General features: G+C 68.4%; 11 protein-coding genes, 1 pseudogene and 1 riboswitch. Of the genes and pseudogenes, 3 read left to right on the top strand and 9 right to left on the bottom strand.

Annotated features, from left to right (window positions below):
• Nucleotides 1-230 precede the first annotated feature (230 nt).
• Complete coding sequence (locus tag VD964_RS11555) at nucleotides 231-395, bottom strand: DUF1328 domain-containing protein (RefSeq protein WP_014247924.1); 165 nt, start codon at nucleotides 393-395, stop codon at nucleotides 231-233.
• 363 nt (nucleotides 396-758) lie between these two features.
• On the opposite strand from VD964_RS11555, the gene VD964_RS11550 reads away from it, so the two are divergent.
• Nucleotides 759-1,136 (top strand): hypothetical protein, encoded by a 378-nt coding sequence (locus VD964_RS11550; RefSeq protein WP_324868696.1) that lies wholly within the window; start codon nucleotides 759-761, stop codon nucleotides 1,134-1,136.
• Between the two features lie 2 nt (nucleotides 1,137-1,138).
• Here VD964_RS11550 and VD964_RS11545 read toward each other — a convergent pair whose 3' ends face one another.
• Complete coding sequence (locus VD964_RS11545; RefSeq protein WP_324868694.1) at nucleotides 1,139-3,217, bottom strand: YjbH domain-containing protein; 2,079 nt, start codon at nucleotides 3,215-3,217, stop codon at nucleotides 1,139-1,141.
• A gap of 98 nt (nucleotides 3,218-3,315) precedes the next feature.
• Complete coding sequence (locus VD964_RS11540) at nucleotides 3,316-3,735, bottom strand: OsmC family protein (RefSeq protein ID WP_014247921.1); 420 nt, start codon at nucleotides 3,733-3,735, stop codon at nucleotides 3,316-3,318.
• 167 nt (nucleotides 3,736-3,902) lie between these two features.
• Between VD964_RS11540 and VD964_RS11535 the strand changes: the two genes are divergently transcribed.
• Nucleotides 3,903-4,859, top strand: a complete 957-nt coding sequence (locus VD964_RS11535) for a cation diffusion facilitator family transporter (protein ID WP_324868692.1) — start codon at nucleotides 3,903-3,905, stop codon at nucleotides 4,857-4,859.
• Nucleotides 4,860-4,863: 4 nt separating this feature from the next.
• Here the strand turns inward: VD964_RS11535 and VD964_RS11530 are convergent, their stop codons facing one another.
• The 3 genes from VD964_RS11530 to murJ form a co-directional block, all read right to left on the bottom strand.
• The gene (locus tag VD964_RS11530; RefSeq protein WP_324868690.1) at nucleotides 4,864-5,379 is read right to left on the bottom strand and encodes a phasin family protein; all 516 of its coding nucleotides are present in this window, start codon (nucleotides 5,377-5,379) and stop codon (nucleotides 4,864-4,866) included.
• Between the two features lie 85 nt (nucleotides 5,380-5,464).
• Entirely contained in the window at nucleotides 5,465-6,673 is a 1,209-nt protein-coding gene (metZ, locus tag VD964_RS11525; RefSeq protein ID WP_324868688.1) for an O-succinylhomoserine sulfhydrylase, read from the bottom strand.
• Between the two features lie 79 nt (nucleotides 6,674-6,752).
• Nucleotides 6,753-6,832: riboswitch (SAM riboswitch) on the bottom strand.
• 47 nt (nucleotides 6,833-6,879) lie between these two features.
• On the bottom strand, nucleotides 6,880-8,451 hold the full coding sequence (gene murJ, locus VD964_RS11520; protein ID WP_324868686.1) for a murein biosynthesis integral membrane protein MurJ: 1,572 nt from the start codon (nucleotides 8,449-8,451) through the stop codon (nucleotides 6,880-6,882).
• Between the two features lie 277 nt (nucleotides 8,452-8,728).
• Here murJ and VD964_RS11515 point away from each other — a divergent pair, with 277 nt between their 5' ends.
• Nucleotides 8,729-11,203, top strand: coding sequence for a hybrid sensor histidine kinase/response regulator (locus VD964_RS11515; protein WP_324868684.1), 2,475 nt, complete (start codon nucleotides 8,729-8,731; stop codon nucleotides 11,201-11,203).
• Nucleotides 11,204-11,292: 89 nt separating this feature from the next.
• Here the strand turns inward: VD964_RS11515 and VD964_RS11510 are convergent, their stop codons facing one another.
• From VD964_RS11510 to VD964_RS11500, 3 genes and pseudogenes are all read right to left on the bottom strand, one after another.
• Nucleotides 11,293-13,080: a PAS domain-containing sensor histidine kinase gene (locus VD964_RS11510; protein ID WP_324868682.1), complete on the bottom strand. Its 1,788-nt coding sequence runs from the start codon at nucleotides 13,078-13,080 to the stop codon at nucleotides 11,293-11,295.
• A 215-nt stretch (nucleotides 13,081-13,295) separates the two neighbouring features.
• Nucleotides 13,296-14,183 (bottom strand): VOC family protein, encoded by an 888-nt coding sequence (locus VD964_RS11505; RefSeq protein WP_324868680.1) that lies wholly within the window; start codon nucleotides 14,181-14,183, stop codon nucleotides 13,296-13,298.
• A 107-nt stretch (nucleotides 14,184-14,290) separates the two neighbouring features.
• Nucleotides 14,291-14,438: pseudogene (locus VD964_RS11500) on the bottom strand (electron transfer flavoprotein subunit alpha/FixB family protein); the annotation flags it as partial.

The following is a 14,438-nucleotide window of genomic DNA, read 5'->3' as shown; positions in this document are numbered from 1 at the left end:
CCGTCTCCGTCTTTGACGGCGGGCAAAAAAACGGCGGCGTCCGGGGGAGACGCCGCCGAAGGCGGGGACAATCGAAGCGCCGTCCTGGCTCGCCGGCCCTGACGTCACCTCTTGGGGGGAGAGAGTGTGTTGCAGCCTCAGGAGATGCTGCAATCAACCGGGCGGTCCGCCGATGGTTCCATCCCGTAAGGGAAAAGTCATGAGCGGATCGCCCGGTGGTTGCCCTGGCGCTACCGTCGCCGGACCAGACCCATGATCAGGCTGATGGCGAACAGCACCAGGAACAGGAAGAACAGGATCTGCGCGACGCCGGAGCTTGCCGACGCGATCCCACCGAACCCGAGCGCGCCGGCGATCAGCGCGATGACGAAGAAAACAAGAGCCCAATAGAGCATCATACCCTCCCTCGCTTGGCCGAAGATCTCCAAAGGACTTCGGGCGTCGCGCATGAGACAAGTCGTGGCCGCATCCGCCGTCCCGTCGTATCCGCCCCCCGCTGTCTTCCTGTCCGGGAAGACGGGCCAAGGTGACGGTAAGCACAGCCGGTGCGGCGGCATTCGAAGAACAGAACAATGCCGTGGGCACGATGTTCCCGGACCCTGTATCGGCCGGAGTATCCGCGCATGCTCGGACCATGGAGGTCTGGCATTTATGCAACAACCGGCGATCTCCGGCGTTTCCTTTCCCTGACGGCCGGCGGTTCGACCTCCGGCGACGCCGCGGTCCGGTCGCGGCGACCATCCGCAGGAGAGGGAAAGATGAAGACCAAGCTCTGGCTGGCGGCCTTCGCCGTCACGCTCGCGGCGGCTCCGGCCGCGATGGCGCAATATACCTATTCAAGCACCTATTCCGGCAGCACGGGCGCCGACCGCTCGATGTCGACCGGCCTTGGAAGCTCCGGCGGGGCGTCGTCCGACATGGCCGCCCGCCGCGTTCCCGGACAGAAGCCGGTCGAGTTGCAGCAGACCACGCTGCTGAACCAGCTCAGCGCCGCCGGCTATATGTCGGTCCGTGATTTCCGCAAGGACGGCGACCGCTACGTCGCCAGCGCGATGGACCGGCAGGGTCAATGGACGACCGTGGTCCTCGACCCGCATGCCGCCACAACGACGCCCACCGGTGCGCCTGTCCGCTGACCTCAGTTCAACAGGCGGGACCATGTGCCGGCGAGGCGGCCGTAGCCTCCCGGCACCCGCAGGTCGTAGAGCGGCAGCGGCTGCTGCAGGCGCTGTCCCGCATCGCGCCCCAGCGTGCGCACCGCCGTCTCGACGGTGCCGCCGACCGGCATCCAGCCCGATGCCCCGATCGGCACCACCAGTGCCAGCCCCCAGTCCATCCGCCCGCCGAAGCGGCTTTGGGAGCCGTCCGGCCCCTCGGTCCAGGTGGCGTGGGCGGTCAAGCCGATGCCGCCGTCGAAGCGCCGCATCACCTCCACCGTTCCGCCCCAGTCGCCACCCAGATAGCGCCCAAACCGCAACGCGGTGGTGGTGCCCGCCCCACTCGCCTCCCAGTACAGGCTGGCATGGCCGGTGCCGCGCGCATCGCCGCGCTCGATGCCGAACAGGCTGTCCGGCAGCCGCTTCCAGACCTGATTGAGGTCGAGGCCGAGAGCCCAGCGGGCGGCCAGCGGCTGGTACAGCGCCTCCGCCCCGATGCCGCCATACATCTCTTCCAAATGGCCCAGCGACAGCCGGGTGGTCAGCCCGTCCACCGGGTTGGCGAGCCACGCCGCATAGGCATGGTCGAGCGACAGCGGGCGCTCCACATAGCGCGGCAGGTCGCTGCGCACGGGATGGGCCGCCGGCAGGGCGTTGGTGTCCAGCAGGTCGAGGTTACTGCCGGCGTCGATGCGCAGGCTACCGCCAAGCACCAGCCCGCGCACCGGCTCGCCGCGCAGAATCACATCGGTGTGGGTGCGCTGGGCGAGCGTAGTTCCAAGTTCCGCCAGATCGAAGGTTGCGACCAGCCGGGTCGACAGGTCGAGCCGCGGGCGCCAGTCGGGCGATGGGCCGGCGGACGGCTCTATGACGGTCGTGCGCCAAATCTCCTCGGGACTGCCGCGGTGACCGGCCGCCCGCTCCAGATCGCGGCGCAGCAGGGTCGTGGCGGCGGACGCGAGTCCGGCCGCACCGGTGACCACGCGCAGCCTCTCAACCTGTGGCGGGGCAAGGTCGGCGAGCAGCCGTGCGGCGTCACCCACCTCGCGGGCCAGCGGCAGCCGCCCGCCGCCGGCCGGGTCGAGCCAGAGGGTCGCCACCTCGCCGTCGATGTGGACCGATCGGGCGGGGAGGCCACGGCTGCGGGCGACCAGCGCGATGGCCTCCGCCGACAGCCCAGCCCCTTCCGATGGCCGCGGCCCGACCGGCGGAGGAGGGCGTTCGAAGCGGTCGGCATCCACCGCCGGGTCGAAGCGGACGGACAGGCGCAGCATCAGCCGCCGTCCTTGCTCGTAGGCGGCACCCAGATCGGCCCAGGATGCCGGGCGCCAGGACAGGCCGAGGCTGTAGCGGCTGCCGGGATCGAAGCCGGGCTCGTCCTGCCGCTGCGCCCGGAAGCGATCGCCGGACGACTCCAGCTTCAAGCTCAACCCTTCCAGCGGCCCCACGGCCGGCATGTGCCATTCCGCTCCGCCGAACAGAGCCACCCGCTCGCCGCTGAACCATGCCCCCGGTCCACGGCTGGTCGGCCATGCCGACGGGTCGCGGTCGCGGCGGAACCGGCCGCCCAGGAAGCGCAGTGGATTGCGCAGGTGCCCGGCCTCGCCCAGCGTTCCCCATCCCATACCGACCGTGAGGTCCACATCCCACCAGCGGCGCGACAGGGCGATGTACTCGCCGGCAAAGCGCCCCTTGCCCGGCAGGTCGAGCCCGGACCCGGTGACGTCCCGCCCACCGACGACCAGCGCCGGCCCGCGCTCGTCCTCCCGCCGCAGGCGAAGCTTGAGGTCAAGGCCGGGTTCGCTGAGGCCGTAATAGCCGGGATAGGCGCTGTTGCGCGCCGTGACCTCCAGCCAGGGCAGCGGCTGCGCAGAGATGGCATAGTGACGGTGCAGGTCGCCAAGTGCCGTAAGCCCGCCGCTCAGCGACCCATCGGGCGCCATCCGCGCGGTCGGCATCTGCAAAAGCCCGACCCCGCCCCAGTCGGACAGGCTGGATCGCGTGTCGTCGGCAAGGGCAGGGAAGGCCGCAGCAAGGATGAAGATGGCGAAGATGCGCACGCGATGATCGCGAAGGAGCGGATGTATCACCCGATCCTTCGCTGTTCATGCGTATGGATGCAACTGAAAAAGGTTTCTGTGGCCGCCGCAGAGCGTCCTTACGGCGCCTCGACCACCTCGAAGTCGTGGGTGATGGTCGCGGTCTGGCCCAGCATGATCGAGGCGGAGCAGTATTTTTCCGCCGACAGCGCGATGGCGCGCTCCACCTTGGCCGGATCCAGCTTGCGCCCGGTCACCGTGAAGTGGACGTGGATCTTGGTGAAGACCTTCGGGTCGGTCTCCGCCCGCTCGGCCTCAATGGCGGCGACGCAGTCGGTGATCTGCTGGCGGCCCTTCTCCAGGATCATCACGATATCGAAACAGGTGCAGCCGCCCATGCCGATCAGCAGCATTTCCATCGGGCGGATGCCGGCGTTGCGGCCGCCGGATTCGGGCGCACCATCCATCACCACGGCATGGCCGCTGCCGGATTCGCCGACGAACATCTTGCCGTCCACCCAGGTGACGCGCGCCTTCATGACCAGTTCCTTCGTTCACGGTTGGTGTGAGTGACCGCGCGAAGCTAGGCGCCGCGGCGGATCGGCGCAAGAGGGGGCGGACCATCGGTGCGCGGCTCTTGCCCTCCCGCGACGGTGGGCCCATGGTTGCGTGTGCTGCAATGCACCTAACGACGAGGCTTTCCATCATGCCGCATGGACACACCCACGGCGGCCATTCCCATGGCGGTCATGCTCACGGCAGTCATACCCATGCCGACCATCATCACGGTCCTGCCCGCTACGACCGCTCCTTCGCCCTGGGTGCGCTGCTGAACATCGGCTTCGTGGTGGTGGAGGCGGTCTATGGCCTGCTCGCCAACTCCACCGCGCTGCTGGCCGATGCCGGACATAACCTCAGCGACGTGATGGGGCTGCTGCTGGCCTGGGGAGCGGCGTGGCTGGGGCGGCGGCTGCCGAAGGGGCGCTATACCTACGGCTTTGGGAATGCCTCGATCCTGGCGTCGCTGCTGAACGCGATGATCCTGCTGATCGCCGTCGGCGCCATCCTGCTGGAGGCGGCGACCCGGCTGGTGGAACCGGAACCGGTGGCGGAGACCACGGTGATGGTGGTGGCGGTGATCGGCATCGTCATCAACAGCTGGACCGCCTGGCTGTTCATGGGCGGACAGAAGCAGGACATCAACCTGCGCGGCGCCTATCTGCACATGGTGGCGGACGCGGCGGTGTCCGTCGGCGTGGTGCTGGCGGCGCTGGCCATCCGCTTCACCGGCTGGTTCTGGCTGGACCCGGTGACCAGCATCGTGATCGCGCTGGTGATCATCGCCGGCACCTGGGGATTGCTGCGCGATTCGGTGCGGCTGGCGATGAATGCGGTGCCCGACGGAATCGACCAGTCGAAGGTGGAGCGCTATCTGGCCGGGCTGCCCGGCGTCGCCGCGGTGCATGACCTGCACATCTGGCCGATCAGCACGACGGAAACCGCGCTGACCGTCCATCTCGTCCGTCCCGGCATGAGCCAGGACGACGCGCTGCTGCTGGAAATCTCGTCGGTGCTGAAGGAGCGCTTCGGCATCGGCCACGCCACCATCCAGGTGGAGCATGACGGCAGCTGCTGCCGTCTGGCTCCGGCGGACGTGGTGTGAGCGGTCAGGCCTGTTCGCGGGCGAGACGGCGGGCGTTGGCCCGGACCGTCCGGTAGGCCGGGTTGATGCCGGCGGCTGCCAGAGCGGCCGTCGTTTCGATCAGGTGCAGGTTGGCATGGATGCCGGCATCGACCGCGTCGGCCAGCAGGCGCTGCTGGACGTCGACGATCTCCACCGGGTTCTTGCAGGTGGCAAGACCGCCGATGGTGACGGCGGCCGCCTGGGTCTGCTTCGTCACCATGGTGAACCAAGCCTGTCCGAATTCGCTGATCCCGGTGGCGACGGCGTGGAAGGCCTCGACCATCGCCTCGACCTTTTCGGAGCCCATGCGGATGAATTCCGGGTTGGCGAAGTCGATGGGGTTCGACATCGCCGCCGCCATCATCGCCGTTCGGTAGCCAATGGTCTGCGCAGCCGCAACGCCCATTTCGCTGCTGCGAAGGCCGGTTTTGGTCAGCTGGCCCGCCACCGCCATGAGTCGGTCGGTAGGATGGCCGTTGCCGGCGTTTTCTCGTGCCATGGGCGTCGCCTCTCTCAAAAAAATCGTTGCCGGAACCTGACTGCGGCTTCAACGCTGCACTGCAGCATAAGTTCCGGCACGATCTTTACGCCTCGGCGAGCGCGCGGTCGAGATCTTCGATGATGTCCTGCGGGTCTTCGAGACCAACGGACAGGCGCAGCAGGCCGGGTTCGATCCGGGCGGCGACCTTTTCCTCGTCGGTCAGCTTGGAATGGGTGGTGGTGGCGGGGTGGGTGATCAGGCTCTTCGAATCGCCGAGATTGTTGGAGATCATCACCATCCGCAGGCCGTTCAGGGCATTGAACGCCTCGGTCTTGCCGCCCTTCAGGAAGACCGACAGCATGTTGCCGCCGCCGGTCATCTGCTTGCGCACCAGATCATATTGCGGATGGCTGGGCAGCAGCGGATAGAGCACCTGGGCGACCTTCGGGTGGCTTTCCAGGAACTCCGCCACCTGCAGCGCCGCCGCCGACTGGGCGTGCACACGCAGCTCCAGCGTCTCCATGCCCTTCAGCAGCAGCCAGGAATTGAAGGGGGAAATGGTCGGGCCGGTGTTTCGCAGGAAGGGGTGGATCACTTCCGATGCGTATTTCCCGTCCTTGGCCAGGATGACGCCGCCCAGGCAGCGGCCCTGGCCGTCGATGTGCTTGGTCGCCGAATAGATGACGACATCGGCGCCGAAGTCGAACGGGCGCTGCAGCACCGGCGTCGCGAAGGCGTTGTCGACGACGACCACCGCGCCGGCCTTGTGGGCCAGTTTGCAGACCGCCTCCAGGTCGACGACCTCCAGGCCGGGGTTCGACGGGGTTTCCAGGAAAACCGCCTTGGTCGGCTTGGACAGCGCCTCTTCCCACTCCGCCAGATTGGTGCCGTCGACGAACACCGTTTCGATGCCGAAGCGGCTGCACAGCTCCTTGAGGACCCAATAGCAGGAAATGAAGAGTGCCCGCGGCGCCACCACCCGGTCACCCGTCCGCAGCCCGCTCATCAGCGCGCCATGCACCGCCGCCATGCCGCTGGACGTGGCATAGGCCCACTCCGCCCCCTCATATTCGGCCAGCCGGTCCTCGAACATCGCCGAGGTCGGGTTGCGGAAGCGCGAATAGACGTGGCGCGAGCCATCGTTGGCGAAGGCGTTCTCCGCCTCCTCGGCCGAGCCGTAGACGAAGCCGGAGGTCTGGTACAGCGCCTCGCAGGTCTCGTCGAACTGCGAGCGGCGGATGCCGCCATGGACCAGCTTGGACCGCGGGCGCAGGCCCGAAACGTTCGGATTGCGATGATCGGTGCGCGACATTCCGCCACTCTCCCCTGATGATCGCCGGTGGGGCGAAGCCGGCCGCAAACAAAAAAGCCCCGACCGATCGGGTCGAGGCGCGGACGCGGCTCGGACCTTTTTAGCGGGTTGTTTTACGTGGCCCGCAAGCCGGTCGACCAAATCACCACGTGGGTTCGCTTGTACGACTGCGTATGACCGCCGTCAAGTGGGGTAGCCCCGCATCGTCATCCCCTCTCCTCTGCAGGAACGGGGGATTTCGTCAGCATACCCTTCATGTCCCCCAGGCTTGCCCCGCCCAGCGCCACCGCCAGCGCCCCGAAGGCCGCGGCACCGCCGGCGACCAGAAGAGCCAGGGCGGCGAAGCGCATTGCCGTGGACGGCGCCTCCAGCCACGGCGCCAGCAGCCCGCCGCCCAGCGCCAGCACCGCCCCCATCCCGGCCGCCGCCGCGGCGATGCGGGGGGCGCGGCGTTTCAGCCGGGCGTCCAGGTCGAACAGACCGCCCTTGCGCATCGCCACCACCAGCAACCCGACATCCAGCCAGGCCGTCAGCCCGGTGGACAGCGCGATGCCGACATGGCCCAGCCACGGCATCAGCAGCAGTGCCAACAGGGCGGTCGCAACGGTCACGATGATCGCGACGCGCACCGGCGTCACCGTGTCGTGGCGGGCGAAGAAGGCGGCGTTCAGCGACTTGACGATCACATAGGCCGGGATGCCGATGGCATAGGCGGCGAGCGCCATGGCGGTGGCCTGGGCCTCGTCCGGGCCGAAGGCGCCGCGCTGGAACAGGACGGACACCATCGGCGCCCCCGCCACGCCGAGCGCGACCGCGGCGGGAAGGCCGAGCAGCAGGCTGAATTCCAGCGCGCGGCTCAGGTAGTGGCGGACCATCCGCTCGTCCCCGGCCGCGACATGGCGTGCCAGCACCGGGAGAAGGGCGGTGCCGATGGCGATGCCGATGACGCCCAGCGGCATCTGGTTCAGCCGGTCGGCATAGTAAAGGAACGACACGGCGCCCGAGGGCAGCAGCGAGGCGAGCACGATGTTCAGGAACAGGTTGATCTGCATGACGCCGGCCCCGATGGCCCCCGGCCCGATCAACCTGAACAGCCGCCGCATGCCGTCGGTCATCCGGGGCCGCCGCAGGTGAAGCGTCACGTCGGCATTGCGGCAGGCCCAGGCCATCCATCCGATCTGCACCGCTCCGGACAGGGTGACCGCCCCTGCCATGGCAATGCCCGGCTCCAGCCCCAGTTGCGGGGCGACCAGCAGGGCCGCGACCAGGGTCAGGTTGAAGGCGATGGGTGCGGCGGCGAAGGGACCGAAGCGGTCCAGCGCGTTCAGCACTCCGCCCAGCAGCGCCACCAGCGAGATCAGCGCCAGATAGGGAAAGGTCAGCCGCGCCATGTCCACCGCCAGGGCGAACTTGGCGGGCTCGTCGGAGAAGCCGGGGGCTAGGCCATGCATCAGCCAGGGCATCGCGACGACGGCCGCCAGGGTGAACGGCAGCAGCACCGCCAGCAGCATCGCCAGCGATTCTTCCGCGAAGCGCACGGCGGCGGCCCGGCCGCGGGTCTGCAGTTCCGCGGCGAACAGCGGGATGAAGGCGACGCCGAAGGCGCCTTCCGCGAACAGGCGGCGGAACAGGTTGGGCAGTTTCAGCGCGACGAAGAAGGCGTCGGCCACCGGGCCGGCGCCCAGGACGGCAGCGGTCAAAATGTCGCGTGCGAAGCCGGCCAGCCGGCTCAGCAGGGTCAGTCCGCCGACGGTGGCGATAGCACGGGCAAAGCTCATTCAAGCGGTATAGCGGTCGGCCGGAGCGCCGCAAAGCCGGCATTTCGGCGGGGTGGCCGACGGGCCGGTGCGCTGGGGTGCATAGCCGGAGCGTTCGAGGTGAGCCGTCGTCACGACCGGGTCGCATGGGTGGAGCAACTTCGTTGCGCTGCCACCTTCCCGGTAACGCCGTTGCGTCCACACCTGCGTTGCGGCATGCTTGCGTCCGCCTGCCGCCGCCGTCCGCCTTTCGCCGATGGACGCGGCCGGCGGACGATCCACTGCGTTCGGGGTATACGTGAAGCGGGCGCTCTGGCTTTTCTCCGGTTTCGGCGGGCGATTGGTCCTGCCCGCCTTGGCGGTCGTGCTGGCGATCGCCGCCCTGTGGTGGATTCTGCTCGACCGGCTGGAGCGGGAGGAGCGGCTGCTGGACCTGACGGTCCATGAAAAGACCGCCGTCGTCGCCCGGCTGGTGGAGGAGCACGCGATCTCCACCTTCCGCCGGGTCGACGACCTTCTGCTGGATCTGATCGCCAATACGGAACGCAACCGGGCCATGCGCCTGGACACCCGCCGCGCCTTCGAGGAAGGGCTGGTGGTGGGTGTGCGCGTCTATGATTCGGCCGGGTTGCTGACCATGGGCGGCGGACGGGCGACCTTCCAGGGCAGCGTCGCCGACCGTGACGAATTCCGCATCGCCCGCGACAGCGCGCCGCGCGGGCTGGTGATCGGCATTCCCTATGCGTCGTCGGAGACGCAGGATGTCCTGATCCCCGTTTCGCGCCGGCTGGAGAATGGCGACGGCACCTTCGCCGGCATTGCGGTGGCCGACATTCCGGTCGAATCCTTCGTCCGCTACTATCGGGTGCTGGGGCTTCCCCCTGATGGCGCGGCGGCGCTGCTGCGCACGGACGGCGTCATCATCGCCCGCAATGTCAGTTCCAATTCCATGTCCGGCCGCGGCACCGCCAACTCCGAACTCTGGCAGGCGGTGAAACAGAACCCCATCGGCCACCTTCGCATGGTCAGCCCCGTCGACGGGGTGGAGCGCATCCTGGCCTTCCGGTCGGCCCCGGACTATCCGGTCATCGCGATCGTCGGCGAATCGGTGGAAACGGTTTTCGGTCCCTGGCGTGACAATGCCCGCCTTTATATCGGCTGGGCGGTCGCCACCACGGTGGTGATCCTGCTGTTCATCATCGCCTTCATCGTCGAACTGCAATGGCGGCGCCACACCGACCGGGCCCTGCGCGTCCGCAACCGTGCGCTGGCCTGGAGCAACGACGGCATCATGATCGCCGACGCGACCCAGCCCGGTATGCCGATCGTCTATGTCAACCCGGCGCTGGAAAAGCTGCTTGGCACGCCGATGTCGGGCCTGATGGGCAGCGGCGCCCTCACGGCGCTGGAGCGGGCCACGAACGACCGGGCGGCTCTGCAGCCGTTGCGCGACGCCATCGTCGTCGGCCGCGACGCGCGGGTGGAACTGGCGCGGGCAGGCGATGGTCCGGAGGATCCCCGCTGTCTGGAACTGAGCGCCTCGCCGGTGCGCGACCACGACAACCGGCTGGTCAGCCTGATCGCGACCGTCCGCGACATCACCGAGCACAAGCGCGCCCAGGCGGCGATGGCCGATGCCCGTCGGGAGGCCGATCGCGCCAATGTCGCCAAGTCGAAATTCCTCGCCGCCGCCAGCCACGACCTGCGCCAGCCCGTTCAGTCGCTGATGCTGCTGATGGAGGTGCTGTCCGGCCGCGTCACCGATGGGATGACGCGCAACGTTCTGGGCACCATGGAGCGGGCGCTCGGCGCGCTGAAGATGCTGCTGGACGGTCTGCTCGACGTTTCCCGGCTGGAGGCCGGCGCCGTGGTGCCGGAGGTGGAGGTGTTCGCCCTGTCCGAGGTGATGGACCGTGTGGCCGCCAACAGCCGGTCCGTCGCCGTCCAGAAGGGATTGATCCTGCACATCGTGCCCTGCCGCGCCCATGTGCGCAGCGACCCGATGCTGCTGGGGCGCATCCTGCAGAATTTGGTGGAGAACGCGCTGCGCTACACCGACAGGGGGCGCATCCTGATCGGCTGCCGCCGCCGCGGCGGGAACTTGCGGATCGAGGTGTGGGACACCGGCATCGGCATCCCGGTCGACCAACAGGACGACATCTTCCAGGAGTTCGTGCAGGTCGGCAATGCCAGCCGCAACCGCGACCAGGGTCTCGGCCTCGGGCTGGCGGTGGTGCGGCGGCTGTCGGTCATGCTCGGCCATTCGGTGACGGTCCGCTCCATGCCCGGCCAGGGCTCCGTCTTCTCGGTCGAAGTGCCGCTGGCCGCGCCGCTCCCCGCCAAGGCGCTCTCCCCGGCTTCGGCGCCGCGTCCGGCCTTTGCGACCACGGTGCTGGTGATCGAGGATGACGGAATCGTGCGCGAGGGGTTGCGCGCCATGCTGGCCGAATGGGGCTACACGGTGCTGGCGGCCGAATCCTGCGCCGAAGCTCTGGATCTCGCCCATCGCGGACCGCCCCCCGACCTGATCGTCGCCGATTACCGCCTGCGCGACGGCCGCACCGGGACCGAAGCGATCCGCGAGGTGCGGCTTGCCCTCGGCCGCATCCTGCCGGGCATCCTGGTCACCGGCGATACCGCGCCCGCCCGCGCCCAGGAGGCGGAGGCCGGCAATTTCCGCGTCATGCACAAGCCGGTGATCGCCGCCGACCTGCGCCGCGCCGTCGCCGAGGCGCTGGAGCCGCTGCTGCGCGAACGTCAGACGGTGGCGTAGGCGAAGCTTGACCTCTCAAACGAGGTCCGGCGCCCGCCGCGGCACCCGCAGGATGAAGACGGCGCCCCCATTGGCCGTGTTCCCGGCGCTCAGCTGACCGCCCAGCGTCTGGGTCGCCAGATTGTAGGCGATATGCAGGCCAGCCCGACGCAGCCGGCATGGCGCGCGGTGGTGAAGAAGGGGTCGAAGATCCGCGGCAGGTCGGCCTCGAGGATGCCCTGTCCGTCGTCGCTGTGCACCACTTCGATCCAGTCGTCGCCGTCGTCAGCGTGGATGTCGATGACGATTCGGCCGCTCTGCTCCGGGCGGAAGGCGTGCATCAGCGCGTTGCGCACCAGATGGGTCAGCACGCGGGCGAAGGCGCCTGGGAAGCTTTCCAACTGCAGAGCTTCGGGACAGATCAGCTCCACCCGGTGGCCGGACGAACCGATCTGCGTGTGCAGGCTCAGCAGCACATCCTCGGTGTATTCGCGCAGGTAGAAGGTGCGGCGCTCGTCGCCGGTCTGGTCGGCGGCCACCTGCTTGAACATATGGACCAGCGATGCGATCCGCTCGGTGTTGCCGACCAGCAATTGCCCCGCCTCCTGCGCCACTTCCAGGAATCCGGCCAGGGCCGAGCGGGTCAGCGCGTTGGCGGCGAACTGGCGTTTCACGTCCTCCGCCCGGCTCAGCAGGTGCGAGGCGGTGGTCAGCGCCACGCCGACCGGCCCATTCACCTCATGCGCCACCCCGGCGACCAGCTGGCCGAGCGAGGCCATCTTCTCGGTCTGCACCAGGCTGTCCTGGGCGTCCTGCAAGTCACGATAAGCCTGTTCCACCCGGTCCTTGGCGGCGCGCAGCGCATCCGCGGCGCGTGCCCGTTCCGTGGTGTCGAGCATCACGCCGAACAGGTGGGTCAGACGTCCATCCAGGTCGAAGCGGGGCGCACAGGAGGAGGAGACGTAGCGAACCTCCCCCGCAGGATCGATCACGCGGTATTCGACATAGACGCGCTTGGAGTTGCCGATCACGCTCTCCAGCATGTTGCCGAAGGACAGGCGGTCGTCGGGGTGGAGGATGTCCAGCAGGCCGTCGAAGGTCGGCTCGAACCGTTCCGGATCCTGGCCATAGATGCCGAAGGCCTCGCGGTTCCAGACCAGCGTGCCGCTGTGAATGCCGTACTCCCAGTAGCCGAGATGGCCGGTGCGGTATGCCTCCTCCAGCCGCTGTTTCGCGGCCTCCAGCTGTGCCGCCGCCTCGGCCCGTTCGGTGCTGTCCATCATCACGCCGAAGACGTGGGTCAGCCGCCCATCCGTATCCAGCCGCGGCGCGCAGGAGGAGGAGACGTAGCGGACCCGCCCGTCGCCGTCATGGACGCGATACTCGACATAGACCCGCTTGGGGTTGTCGACGACGCTTTCCAGCATGTTGCCGAAGCGTGGCCGGTCGTCCGGATGCAGGATTCCCAGCAGGGCATCGAAGCCTTGGTCGAAGCGGTCGCGGCCATGACCCAGAACGGCAAGGGCGGCGTCGGTCAGCATCAGCTCGCCCGATCGGATGCCGTATTCCCAATAGCCGAGTTTGGCGGTGTGATACGCCTCTTCGAGCTTTTCGGTCGCCAAATCCAGGCTGCGGGCGGTACGGCGCTGGTCGGTAACGTCCTCCACCGTCGCGATCCAGGGAGGGCCGCCGACGCGGATCAGCAGGTCGCGCGGCTCGCCCGTACCGGTGCCGGTGGAAACCTCCTGCACAGTACCGGGGCGGGCATCGGCCAGATCGGCCGGCATGGCGTCCGCGCTGCCGTAGCGGGCAAGGAAACAGCGGTTGCCGCGCAGCTGGCCATCGTCGCCGCGCATCAGGGCGGGAACGGGCAGGACGTTGAACAGAGGATTCGGCATCGGGTGGTTCTCCGCCCCCGGAGCCCCCGCCGCATCCCTGGTCCCGCCCCCTGCCATCATGTCCATCTCCACAGCCGGCGCCCGTCCGTGGGCGCCACTGTCGCCGGACACTACACAAGCAATTTTGCCAGTCCTATGACCAATTCGACGCGAATTGTCGCTAGCCGATATCGGTATCGATATGGACCGGATGGGGCGACCCCAGGTTCGGGAACTCAGGGAATCAGGGCGTCGAGGTCGAAATCCTGCGCGAACGCGATCATCGCACCGCAGGCGCCGGGCGAGTTCACCCGCATCACGCCACCGCCAACCACGGTCGGCACCTTGCTCTTCTGCAAGGCCTGCTGGGCTTTGACCGGGTCGGCGACGCGCACGACGAATCCGGCGAAGAAGGGAAGGGGAGTGGCGAAGGCCGGATCGGCCGTCCAGGCCCAATGCAGCCGGTCCGGCGTGGCGACCATCACCGGGACCTGCCCGTCGCCGGGTTGGCCGGGTTCCACCACGCGGGCCGCCCCGCGGTCGGTGACGGTGCCCCCCAGCAGCCTGGCATAGGTCGTGGCCACCGCGTCGGGATCGGCGGCGGCGATGACCAGCGCTTCCAGTCCGATGGCGCTGTTGGCATGCTCAAGCTGGTCGGAGCGCCAGACGAGGTCCGGCGTGTGATGCTGGCACAGGAAGACACGGCCGGCCGGCGTGGCTGCGGGATCGATCTGGGTGATGGTGAAGCTGGCGTCGCGCGTGCACTCCGGCAGCTCCACGGGCCGGCTGAAATCGACGGACTCCGGTGCGGGGAAGCCGGCAGCGGCCAGCGGTCCGGCGGCGGCGCGGGCATCCGGAGTCTTCAGCGCAATGGCGGCGATGCCCTCGCGCTGGCGCAGGAAGGCGGCGTAATGGGCGTTGGCGGGACGCTGTTCCTCAATGCCCAGAAGTTCCAGATAGGTGCCGGTCGGGAACAGGATGGTGTGGTTGGCGGATTTCAGCTGCGTGTGGTGCCCGCGCGGCGTCACCGTGAAGCCGAGCCGGCTGTACGCATCGCGCGCGGCGTCGAGGTCGCGGGTTGCGATGACCAGATGGTCCAGTCCGGTGATGCCGTCGATGCTCATGGCGTCCTGCCGCTGTCGGGTTGTTGTGCCGCCAGCGATAGAACAGCCGGCACGCCGCGGCAAGCAGGATTGCCCTCTCCCGCTGCGGAGGCGGGAGAGGGTGGAGGTCACAGCGCCTGCTGCAGTTCCGGCAAGGCCTTGAACAGGTCGGCGACGAGGCCGTAGTCGGCGACCTGGAAGATCGGCGCCTCCTCGTCCTTGTTGATGGCGACGATCACCTTGCTGTCCTTCATGCCGGCCAGATGCTGGATGGCG

Origin of the sequence: Azospirillum sp. (assembly GCF_035628975.1) — a bacterium.
Classification (GTDB): domain Bacteria; phylum Pseudomonadota; class Alphaproteobacteria; order Azospirillales; family Azospirillaceae; genus Azospirillum.
This window is presented reverse-complemented; position numbering and strand designations above follow the sequence as displayed.

Coding starts and splice junctions, on each gene's coding strand:
- VD964_RS11550 (WP_324868696.1), top strand. CDS start 759: ATGAAGACCAAGCTCTGGCTGGCGGCCTTCGCCGTCACGCTCGCGGCG.
- VD964_RS11505 (WP_324868680.1), bottom strand. CDS start 14,183: ATGAGCATCGACGGCATCACCGGACTGGACCATCTGGTCATCGCAACC.
- murJ (WP_324868686.1), bottom strand. CDS start 8,451: ATGAGCTTTGCCCGTGCTATCGCCACCGTCGGCGGACTGACCCTGCTG.
- VD964_RS11530 (WP_324868690.1), bottom strand. CDS start 5,379: ATGGCACGAGAAAACGCCGGCAACGGCCATCCTACCGACCGACTCATG.
- VD964_RS11540 (WP_014247921.1), bottom strand. CDS start 3,735: ATGAAGGCGCGCGTCACCTGGGTGGACGGCAAGATGTTCGTCGGCGAA.
- VD964_RS11555 (WP_014247924.1), bottom strand. CDS start 395: ATGCTCTATTGGGCTCTTGTTTTCTTCGTCATCGCGCTGATCGCCGGC.
- VD964_RS11510 (WP_324868682.1), bottom strand. CDS start 13,080: ATGCCGAATCCTCTGTTCAACGTCCTGCCCGTTCCCGCCCTGATGCGC.
- VD964_RS11535 (WP_324868692.1), top strand. CDS start 3,903: ATGCCGCATGGACACACCCACGGCGGCCATTCCCATGGCGGTCATGCT.
- metZ (WP_324868688.1), bottom strand. CDS start 6,673: ATGTCGCGCACCGATCATCGCAATCCGAACGTTTCGGGCCTGCGCCCG.